The sequence below is a fragment of the Microcoleus sp. B4-C2 genome (assembly GCF_036705265.1).
GTDB lineage: Bacteria > Cyanobacteriota > Cyanobacteriia > Cyanobacteriales > Microcoleaceae > Microcoleus.
The window spans coordinates 37,439-47,508 of sequence record NZ_JAUBUB010000049.1; the positions used below are offsets into that span (position 1 = coordinate 37,439).

Below are 10,070 nucleotides of genomic sequence, written 5' to 3' on the forward strand. Positions count from 1 at the left end.
CTCTTCGCGGAATTTATGGGCGCCGAAAGTACAATCAACCAGACCGAACAGCTACCGCTGGTAGTAAATCCCGACATTCTCCAGCAAGCTATCCTATACAAAATTAATACTCGCATAAACGCTCGCGGAGAATTAATTTTCCCCTGCGTACCGGGAATGCTAAGCCACTATCTCAAGTCGATAGAAAAGCTATTTAGCACTCTCGACAGACCCCTGCCCGAAGACCGCAGAGACGAACTCAGCAAGCTTTTAGCCACCAAGTTAGAACAAGGCTACCGCACCTCCACAGCATCGATGCTGATCCTGCAATACGAATCAGTGCAGCCGCCGCAAACCGGTTTAGCCTGCAAAGTGATTGTTACTACCTCAAGTGTTGGAGAACAGTACAAAAGCTGGGTAGACACCAGAGAACCTCCGCTTTTCGGTTCTCATCCAGATGCAAAATTGATGGCAACGGCTGCTAAATTGGGCACGCCCGATCGAGTGCGGATTTTGGACGTGGGCGCTGGTACCGGCCGCAATACCTTGCCCCTGGCGAGATTGGGCTATTCTGTAGATGCGATCGAACTAGCCCCAGCTTTTGCAGAACAATTGAAAGCAGCAGTAACAGCCGAAAACCTTCCCGTGACAGTAACTGAAGGCGATGTGCTCGACCCCTTAATGCGGATGAAACCGGCCCGCTATCAGTTGGCAGTTGCCGCCGAAGTCATCTCACATTTTCGAGACAGCGATCAAGTACGGCTTTTCCTGGCTAAAATGTGCGATTCTCTGTCTCCCGGAGGTCTGTTGCTGTTCAGCACGTTTTTAACCGTCGGTGACTACCAGCCTGATGCCCTCGTGCGACAAGTTGCCCAACTCTCCTGGTCTACTTTATTTACGCCCCAAGAACTCGCCACTGCAATGGAAGGGTTGCCCTTAGTCCAAATATCCGACGAATTGGTGTTTGAATATGAACGCCACCACCTGCCGGAAGCAGCCTGGCCCCCGACGCCCTGGTTTCCCAGTTGGGCCACCGGTCGAGATGTCTTCCCGATGGCAAACGCACGCCCGCCAATGGAATTGCGCTGGATTTTGTGTCGCCGAAGTTAAAAAAAAAAATCGGTTATTTCTAGACGGACACAGCAATCAAAAGCTTTTATCGGCGGTCAAATTTTCCTCATATATTTTTATTTCAACAGCTTAAACCCTGCTCGCTGTTAATATTGTGCTGCCAGTACAGAAAAATTCACAAAAATATATATTAAAATGTAAAGAGAGCGAAGTTCGATCGCCCCTGGGAGACAAACCCAGTGCCTGATTAGATTTAACGCTTGCCAACCTTTTGTTTCTTGCGAAAAATCGGGTTGCTAATGGCAATCGGGCTTGCATAAAATTCGATCGTCATCTCGATGGGTGCAACTAGAGTTAAGATGAATTCAACAAACCTATTCCTCTCGATAGATGACTTTTTAGGGAATAGGATTAGCCAATAGATTAGCTCGCTAGTCAGCGATGCTGCTGAGAAACAAATATGCTTTTAACACATCCACTACAAGCGTTTGGAGCAATCTTCGGGCACAAACCTTCCACAAATAGATCATCGATCGACGACAAAACCAGTAAAAATTATTGGGAGGGGAATATTGAGTCCGCTGTAAACGAACAAATTGACTGGTACATCCAAGTGGAAATGCTAATGAGTAACGCTAAATCTTCCTGCACCAATGAAGAGATTACTGCTTGGCTGCGGGGATTGCTGACAATTGCTTGGGCAGACGGCAACTTTGACGAAGACGAGCAAAAAATGATTGCAAATCTAACTCAGGATGAACTACACCCGGTATCTTTTGAGGAGGGTTTTGAACCTATTGCCCCAGAGGAATTAGTCGCTGTGTTAGGGAAAGACACCGCCAAAGGCGAGGATTTTTTGAGGACAGCAGTCATGGTAGCTTTGGCAGACGGTACCTACTCGCTCAGCGAAGACGAGGTAATCTCTAAGTTTTGCACAGCTTTGGGACACAATGTAGAGGCGATCGAAGCTCTGCGACACACCATCGAAGACAGCAAGTGCGATGATCCGCAGGGGCCCAGCAGCCAAATAGTCTTTGATGCCAATGTCGCCCCCGTCGCCGGAACACCCCTTTCATCTCGGCTACCTAAACCTCACCACAAAGATGTCCTACAACCCGTCAAAGACTGGCTTGACGGCTGGGAAATTCACGACCCCAAAGTGGCACACTTTGTCTGTAAAATTATTCCGCCCCAGTGTCCGTTTGAGCGAGATGTCGTGTTATTTGGTCGCAAAATCGTCCACATTCCGGCGATGTGCCAGATTAACCCGCTTTACGAACAGTTAGTCGGGATGCGCTTTCGAGCTCTCTGCTATTTGGCAGATGAATGTAAGGAAGATGTATCGTCCTATTGTTAGTAGTCAGTTGTCATTAGTCAGTAGTCAGTAGTCAGTAGTCATTCTTGTGAAATCTTGGATTAATGACTGTAACTATTAACCAATGACTACTAATTAGTCCTGAACGCAAAAACCTGGTTTTTCTACGAAAAAACATCATTACACCCATCCGCCCCATTAGAAAAACCAGGTTTTTGCAGTTTTTGTGCGTAAGTCCTGCTAATATCAAATCTGCTTTGATAATACTACTTCAATAAAAGTTTTGGTACAATCCTCAAGCTTATACAAATTATTAAAAATCGCCGATTTAGGAGCCGGACACGGCATTGCCGTTTCCCTACAAATGCTCACGTACAATCTCTGGCTCTGAACTACTTTTAAAAATTGGTAAAATTATAATTTTCCCGCAACTGTAAATCGCGACTAAACTTGGCTGTCCTCCGCCGACGCGGACTAAAGGAAAAGGGGAATATGGTACTTGCATCTGGTATAATAACTAATGACTAATGACAACTAATAATTGACAATTGACCAATGACAAGTGATATCATGTCCGGTCGATTACCCCTCATAAGGTAGGGGCGGGTTCACGAAAAATATTTGCCAATAATTGACAATCTCAAAAACCCGCCCTTTTAATCGCTCGATTGGACATGATATGACAACTGACAACTGACAACTGACAACTGACTAAATTATGCAATTTATCGATCGAGCAGATATTCAAGTCGCAGCCGGCAAAGGCGGCGACGGTATGGTAGCTTTTCGCAGAGAAAAGTATGTACCGGCGGGCGGCCCCTCTGGCGGGACGGGTGGCAAAGGCGGTTCCGTGTATATGGTGGCGGTGGAAAGCCTGCAAACGCTGCTAGATTTTCAGTACAACCGGATTTTTAAAGCCGATGACGGGAAGCGGGGCGCGCCGAAAAATATGACCGGTGCCGGTGGGGACGATCGCACGATCGAAGTTCCCTGCGGTACAGTAGTTTACGACGCGGAAACTCAGGCAATCTTAGCAGATTTAGTAACGCCCGGACAGACTTTTTGCGTAGCCAAAGGTGGCAAAGGCGGTTTGGGAAACAAGTGTTTTCTAACCAATTCTAACCGCGCTCCAGATTATGCGATGCCGGGAAAAGAAGGAGAACACAAATTTTTGCGTTTGGAATTGAAGCTATTAGCTGAAGTGGGAATTCTGGGGATGCCCAATGCTGGCAAATCCACCTTAATTTCAGCTTTATCTGCAGCCCGCCCCAAAATAGCAGATTATCCGTTTACAACTTTAGTCCCGAATTTGGGCGTAGTCAGAAAACCCAGCGGCGACGGTACTGTTTTTGCTGATATTCCGGGATTAATTGAGGGGGCTCACGAAGGTGCTGGTTTGGGTTACGAGTTTTTGCGGCACATCGAACGGACTCGGTTGTTGCTGCATTTGATCGATATTACCGATGAAGATCCGATCGCCAATTATGTCACAATTCAGGAAGAATTGAAGGCTTACAGGCGTGGTTTAGCCGATCGACCGCAGATTTTGGCTTTTAATAAGGTAGATGCGATCGACCTCGAAAGCGAAGAAATCGGTAATTTAATCAGCCGACTTAAAGAAATTAGCGGCGCTCCTGTTTTGTTGATTTCCGCCGTTAGTAGACTTGGATTGGATGAATTGATGCAGCAAGTTTGGCAAAAACTCGACGAGATGAACGAGAAAGAGGCGGCAGAACAGTTAGCAGTGGCGAGTGTTTAATCGCTTTCCGGTTCTGGGAATTTCCCTGAATGGGTAGCTGTTTTTTTGAGGGGGTCAATCGATTTTAGATTTTAGATTTTAGATTTTAGATTGAAGCATTGACCCCACGGATAAATTCGGGGGCTGGTTTATCGGATACAGGTTTTTTATTTCTGGACGGATGAATCCTGGGGCTTGTATCCTGGATGCTTGATTGTCAAATCTTTCGGCTGTATGCCTGGTGCGGCAAGGGTTTGAGCCTCTATGCTGAAAAAAACGATTCACGGAAAGGCTGAAATTATTGCTGTGTATAGCTTTGATGGTTGTTGAAAATTTTGCCTCTTGACAGGTCGGTGCCTGAAATGATATTTTTTGGATGCTTGACGGAACAGTACCTTGAAAACTAAATACTGTAATGCTTCTGGAGCGATCGGCCGCAATTAACCTAAACCCCTATCAGGGATTGATATTTTGCACAAAGTTATAATTTAATTGACTGATTGTGCCGCAATTAACCTAAACCCCTATCAGGGATTGATATAAAAAATTATTCAGCTTTTCTTGATTGCTCAAGAATGCCGCAATTAACCTAAACCCCTATCAGGGATTGATATCGTTTCCAGTTGGATTGGAATTTTTAACCGCAGAGGACGCAGAGAACACAGAGAGAGATAAGAGAGATGAATAATTTCAATGCTAACGCATTTGATATAGCTCATGCTGCTGTCTGTAAGCGTTTGTAGGCGTGAGCTTTGGCTAAACGCACCCAATGTTCTAACAGCAAATAGCGATCGAGTTCGACTTCCTCTCTGGCCGAAATAGTGCCGGATTTATTGCGATCGAGCAGTTCGCTCATGCGGGCTTGCAACGCAGGTGTGGGGCGGATTGCGAGGATTTCTTCTGGGCTGGGTTGACTGGCTAGCAGTTCCACTATTTGGCGATCGTCTTGGTAGGGGATGGTTTCTGCGGGGGCGAGTTCCCGAAGTGCGCGATCCAGGGCTTCCGGGAGACGATCGCCCAATTGTTGTAGTTTTTCGCCGAGGATATCGGGAACTTCTAGGATAATTTGCATTAGTGCTGATGTGAGGAGGGGAATTCCCTTGATTGTAACAAAGGGAAAAAATGCCGTTAGCTTAAATCCCGATCGGGGTATTGAAGCTGCATAGCCCGGTATTTGCACAGTTGTTCACAATGGAGATAACTGGCGAATTTGCCCATTGTAATCGACTCTCACCCTCCCATCTTGGGAAACCGTAACAACCGTTTCTACAGTAAAGACAGACGAACCAGGCTTGGAACCCTTAAAAGTAAAAGTCCAAGTTCCATCGCCATTGTCTACAAAAGGCGATTCCCTAGAAATACCGTGCATAGAAGCTTCAGCTCGATAGTTGCCTAAACCACCATTAGCCCTTTCTGCTGCTTGACGGGCTAAGTTTTTTGCCCGATTGAGTTCGATATTATTGTTGATCACTCTCACGCCGTCCGTCTCAGATTCAGGAGCAGGATTAGCATTACTCAAGGTAGGGAAGACTCCCACAGCTAAAATTGAGAGCGCTACTAGACAAGCAAGTCGAATGTTTAGTTTCATAATACCAACTGGTTTATAGTTTGATAAAGTCTACAACAATAGCCGGAAAAAACCCGGTTGAATTTTCAATTTTTAATTTTAACTTTTGAATCGGCTGGCGTTTCCCCACCGTACAAATAGCGGTAACTCATCCGAGAAATCTCCCGAATCAATGTTTGAGCTGGCTTCTCTGTTTCCGGCGAATGCTTCACCATCACCGCCACCAAATAACGCTTACCGTTCGGCAAATCCACCATACCGGCATCCGCAAGAATTGTATCAATGTTGCCGGTTTTGTGAGCAATAATTGAACCTTCGCCTAAACCTTTCGGCAGCAAAGAATCATTTCTAGTTTGTCGCATGATTTGCAAAATACGATCGCGCGATTTCACCGATACCAAATTACCCCGATCGATCTGGGCGATGATATTAATCAAATCCTTCGGACTGGTAGTATTAGTCCCCTCCAAATCTGGCAAATTATTACGCAGAACCGTGGTACTCAAACCCCAATTTGCAAAATGCTGATTCAAAACCTCAGCACCTCCCAACAACTCAATCATCATATTTGTCGCCGTATTGTCACTGACAACAATCATCTTTTGGGCAACTTCCAAAGCCGAATACTTCTTCCCAGGAGCCTGGTCTTGCATATCCCCAGAACCGCCGACAATGTGTTCGGACTTCAGCGTCAGCACCTGATCTAACTGCACTTTGCCCTCATCTACTGCTTGGAAAAAAGCTACTAAAATTGGTACTTTAATTGTGCTAGCTGAAGCAAAAGCAGTATCGCCATTAAAATTTAGGTAGCTTCCAGTATCTAAATCGACTAGAAATATTCCGGCTGTTAAACTAGGATTTTCTGTTGCTAAAACTTGAACTTTGGTTTTCAAAGCCGCTAATTCTTGATTCAGTTGCAGCACTTCTGGGGCTGCTGGTGCCGCAGATGCGCTATCGGCTGGGTTGTTCTGCCCTGTGGTGGTTTGTTCTTCTGTCGCTACAGTCGATGCTCGACTCACAGCATTTACCACCGACAGCAGCGTACCGCAAATTACCGCTATCCCAACTCCCAGAATCAGCAAGCGAGTAGCATACACCAACGGCGGCACGCTCCGAGGTGCAGAGCGTTTGCCCGGTTTCTGGCTCGCTTGCGGACGCGGTTTAGGCACGGGGGGTTTTTTGACATCTGGGGGGATTACCGTGTCTGGAATGCGAACTGGGGGCGAAGTGGGACGACTTCCACGGGTGGTAGGGGGAGTGGCTGTTGGGATCTGGGTGTTGGGATTGCTGGCGATCGAACTCACATTTTCCCGCTCCAGAGTCGGATCTGGAAACTGGAACATATCGACAGCAGCGAGGCCTTTTTTCCCTGGTTGGCGAGTCTTCGACTGCGGAGTTTTGCTGGTTCTGGGTTTTCTGGGGTTAATTGCCGATCGAGGATCGGATAAAAAGTCTTGTGTAGTAAATTCTTCCGAAGATGTGGGAGAATTGGCTCCAATTCTGCTGCCGCGGCTTTGTTGCGGTGGCAAAGTTGCAGGTTCGGGCGATCGAATTTCTGAATTGCCGTTTTGCGGTTGCGGAGGACGGCGGCGGCCCGAGTTGCCAGACTGACTTGCTTTGCCGGACTTAGGCTGCTTTGAGCCGGAGTTGGGAGAGGATATCGACGAGGATATCACCGATAATATCGATCCTTTGGGAAACCGCTCTGCCACGTCTTACTCCTTCATCACTAATGTAAAGTTCAAGTTTAAGATTTTTCAGCTTGTCAGCCAATCAATTTTAGATTTTAGATTTTAGATTTTAGATTTATCCCAGACGCTGCATGGTATCAGCCACCTGGTTTATTGCTCGCAAATTATCGCAAAGCTTTGGTTTTTAGTCAAGAAACCCTGTTATGAAAGTGACAAGTGGGTGAAGAAAAGTTCTCTGTGAAAAAAATCCTCAATATCACATCCCCAATTATCAGCATTTCTCCTAGCTATCCGTTGGATTTTCCGGTAACGCCCTATCCAGAGTATCAGAATTTGCCTCTCGTGGGTAAGTTTTGATTGCCCATTCTGTTTGGCGGAGGACGCCCCGCAGCATGGCGACTTCATCCACTGTCGGATAGGCCCTGTTGTACAAACGCCGAAATTTTTCCATCCGGCTTGCTGCTGTGTGCTGCTGCAAATATCCTATTTTGAGTAAAAGCGTTTCTAGTTGCTGGTAATATCCCTCTAAATTTTCCAAGGGAGCACTGGCGAGGGGAATTGAGAGATTTTCTGTCTGGCGGGTGGCAAGTTGTTCTTGGTAACAAGTTGATAAATTATCTGTGGCATGGGGTATTGAAGAGGCAGAGCCTCTGGATATGCGTTCCCCGGCTGAGCCGGGGAACGAGGCATCTTCTTCTTCCTTCCCTGTTCCTTCTTCCCTCTTCCCTCTTCCTTCTTCCTTCTTCCTTCTTCCTTCTTCCCGGTATAGTTCGTAACAGCAGATAGCGACGGCTTGGGCGAGATTTAGAGATGTGTAGGCATCGCTGCTGGGAATGCGGATCAGGCGTTGAGCGCGGTTTAATTCGGCATTGGTCAAGCCGCAGTCTTCTCGGCCGAAAATGAGGGCGCTGGGGGCTTCTAGGAGCCAAGGCAAGGCCTCTGCGGGTTCTTCTAGTTGTGTTGGCAACGATCGACTATCATCCCCTGTAGTTGCGATCGCTCTGACACACCCAACCAAAGCAGCGGGCAAACTCTCGACTACTTTCGCCGTTTCCAATATGTCGGCGGCGCGAACTGCCATCAGTCGGGCTTCTTCCCCTAAATGATCGCATTGGGGATTTACCAAAACTAATTGGTGCAAACCCATATTTTTCATGACGCGGGCAACAGAACCGACATTCAATGGGCCTGCAGGTTCGACTAAAACTATTCGGATGTTGGCGTCGGCCGTTTCGAGCATTTAATTTAGGGAGATTTTTAGCTGAAAGTGGTTGGTTTCGTTTCCTCAGCAACAGGCAAGATGCCTGTTCCACAAGAATTGAATTTTGTTGTGGAACAGGCATCTTGCCTGTTCATAAAAATGGTACAAGATGGGAATTAGTTAATCTATTGTCAAAATTAGCATGGCTAAGCAACGATCGAAATCTGATTTACCGACAAAAATGTGCCCGGTATGCGATCGACCTTTTACTTGGCGCAAAAAATGGGCCGACTGCTGGGATGAGGTCAAATACTGCTCCGAACGTTGTCGTCGCCGCCGTTTGGCGGCTCAAGATTAAGAATTTAGGGTAAGTTGCTCGATCAAAGCTAAGATTGCAAAGGAAAAATTTTAGGTTATTAGGTTATAAATTATGGCATCGCAACAAGTGCAACCAAAGCTAGTTATTCACGGCGGTGCCGGCAGTTCTCTACACAGTAAAGGCGGAATTGAGGCGGTGCGGAAATCGCTTTACGATGTTTTGGAGGAAGTTTATCCGCTGCTGAAAGACGGTGCAAGTGCCGTAGATGCAGTGGTGCGGGGGTGCCAATTGTTGGAAGATGACCCGCGATTCAATGCCGGTACTGGTTCTGTGGTGCAGTCGGACGGTCAAATTCGGATGAGTGCTTCGCTGATGGACGGTTTGATGCAGCGTTTCAGCGGGGCGATAAATGTTTCTCGCGTTCAAAATCCGATCGAACTTGCTAAATTTTTGCAGACTTCGGACGATCGGGTTCTCTCTGATTTTGGTTCGGCAGAATTGCTGCGAGAACTTCACTTGCCGATTTACGATCCGATGACGGATTTGCGTTTGCACGAGTGGATGCAGGAACGCCAAGGCAATTTTAGCAAAGCAATGGCTGACGTGGTTGCCGAACCGGCCGGTGTGGGTACGATCGGAGTCGTAGCTTTGGATGTGCATGGACGCTTGGCTGCTGGGACTTCGACTGGTGGCAAGGGTTTTGAGCGGATTGGGCGGGTTAGTGACTCGGCGATGCCGGCGGGAAATTACGCGGCAGGGAGTGCGGCGGTAAGCTGTACGGGAATTGGCGAGCACATTATGGACGAGTGTTTGGCCGCGCGAATTGTAATTCGGGTAACGGATGGTTTGAGTTTGAAAGCTGCTTTTGAGCGTTCTTTTGCTGAAGCTGACGAACGTCAACGGGATTTTGGCGCAATTGGAATTGATGCTAGCGGGGCGATCGCTTTCGGCAAAACTAGCGAGGTGATTTTGGGTGCTTTTCACAACGGTATGCAAATGGGCGATACTTTGGAAATGAGCAAGGGAACGCTGATTTTCATTGCTTAAAAATGGTTCTTAATCGGTGATTCCGATCCTCGACTTCTCCAAGAAGTCGGGGAGTTCGATCTGCGTTAGGAATGAGAATTAAATAACTTCCACAAGTTTGTGGGATGGGCGTCCCGCCCGTCCTTTTTGGACGGGCGGGACG

The 10,070-nt window shown here is 47.2% G+C and carries 10 protein-coding genes; 5 read left to right on the top strand and 5 right to left on the bottom strand.

From position 1 onward, the window contains the following. The first annotated feature begins 15 nt into the window (after positions 1 to 15). The 3 genes from QUB20_RS15805 to obgE all read left to right on the top strand — a co-directional run bounded on the left by QUB20_RS15805 (position 16) and on the right by obgE (position 4,124). Positions 16 to 1,089: a class I SAM-dependent methyltransferase gene (locus QUB20_RS15805; protein ID WP_333056867.1), complete on the top strand. Its 1,074-nt coding sequence runs from the start codon at positions 16 to 18 to the stop codon at positions 1,087 to 1,089. Positions 1,090 to 1,510: 421 nt separating this feature from the next. Continuing rightward, on the top strand, positions 1,511 to 2,407 hold the full coding sequence (locus tag QUB20_RS15810; RefSeq protein WP_333247134.1) for a Mo-dependent nitrogenase C-terminal domain-containing protein: 897 nt from the start codon (positions 1,511 to 1,513) through the stop codon (positions 2,405 to 2,407). A gap of 676 nt (positions 2,408 to 3,083) precedes the next feature. Continuing rightward, on the top strand, positions 3,084 to 4,124 hold the full coding sequence (obgE, locus tag QUB20_RS15815) for a GTPase ObgE (protein WP_333211907.1): 1,041 nt from the start codon (positions 3,084 to 3,086) through the stop codon (positions 4,122 to 4,124). A gap of 694 nt (positions 4,125 to 4,818) precedes the next feature. On the opposite strand, the gene QUB20_RS15820 is transcribed toward obgE, so the two are convergent. The 5 genes from QUB20_RS15820 to QUB20_RS15840 all read right to left on the bottom strand — a co-directional run bounded on the left by QUB20_RS15820 (position 4,819) and on the right by QUB20_RS15840 (position 8,601). Beyond that, a complete protein-coding gene (locus tag QUB20_RS15820; RefSeq protein WP_333291473.1) occupies positions 4,819 to 5,283 on the bottom strand; it encodes a hypothetical protein in 465 nt (154 codons plus the stop codon). Positions 5,284 to 5,289: 6 nt separating this feature from the next. Beyond that, positions 5,290 to 5,691 (bottom strand): hypothetical protein, encoded by a 402-nt coding sequence (locus QUB20_RS15825; RefSeq protein ID WP_333247138.1) that lies wholly within the window; start codon positions 5,689 to 5,691, stop codon positions 5,290 to 5,292. Between the two features lie 65 nt (positions 5,692 to 5,756). Beyond that, the gene (locus tag QUB20_RS15830; protein ID WP_333291475.1) at positions 5,757 to 7,346 is read right to left on the bottom strand and encodes a serine hydrolase; all 1,590 of its coding nucleotides are present in this window, start codon (positions 7,344 to 7,346) and stop codon (positions 5,757 to 5,759) included. Continuing rightward, positions 7,297 to 7,443 (bottom strand): hypothetical protein, encoded by a 147-nt coding sequence (locus QUB20_RS15835; RefSeq protein WP_333291477.1) that lies wholly within the window; start codon positions 7,441 to 7,443, stop codon positions 7,297 to 7,299. Before QUB20_RS15835 ends, QUB20_RS15830 begins: the two co-directional genes overlap by 50 nt. 201 nt (positions 7,444 to 7,644) lie before the next feature. Then, a complete protein-coding gene (locus tag QUB20_RS15840) occupies positions 7,645 to 8,601 on the bottom strand; it encodes an RNA methyltransferase (RefSeq protein ID WP_333247142.1) in 957 nt (318 codons plus the stop codon). A 104-nt stretch (positions 8,602 to 8,705) separates the two neighbouring features. Here QUB20_RS15840 and QUB20_RS15845 point away from each other — a divergent pair, with 104 nt between their 5' ends. Together QUB20_RS15845 and QUB20_RS15850 are read left to right on the top strand one after the other, a co-directional pair. Next, positions 8,706 to 8,933 (top strand): hypothetical protein, encoded by a 228-nt coding sequence (locus QUB20_RS15845; RefSeq protein ID WP_445299409.1) that lies wholly within the window; start codon positions 8,706 to 8,708, stop codon positions 8,931 to 8,933. A gap of 59 nt (positions 8,934 to 8,992) precedes the next feature. Then, a complete protein-coding gene (locus QUB20_RS15850; protein ID WP_333056878.1) occupies positions 8,993 to 9,928 on the top strand; it encodes an isoaspartyl peptidase/L-asparaginase in 936 nt (311 codons plus the stop codon). The last annotated feature ends 142 nt before the right edge of the window (positions 9,929 to 10,070 follow it).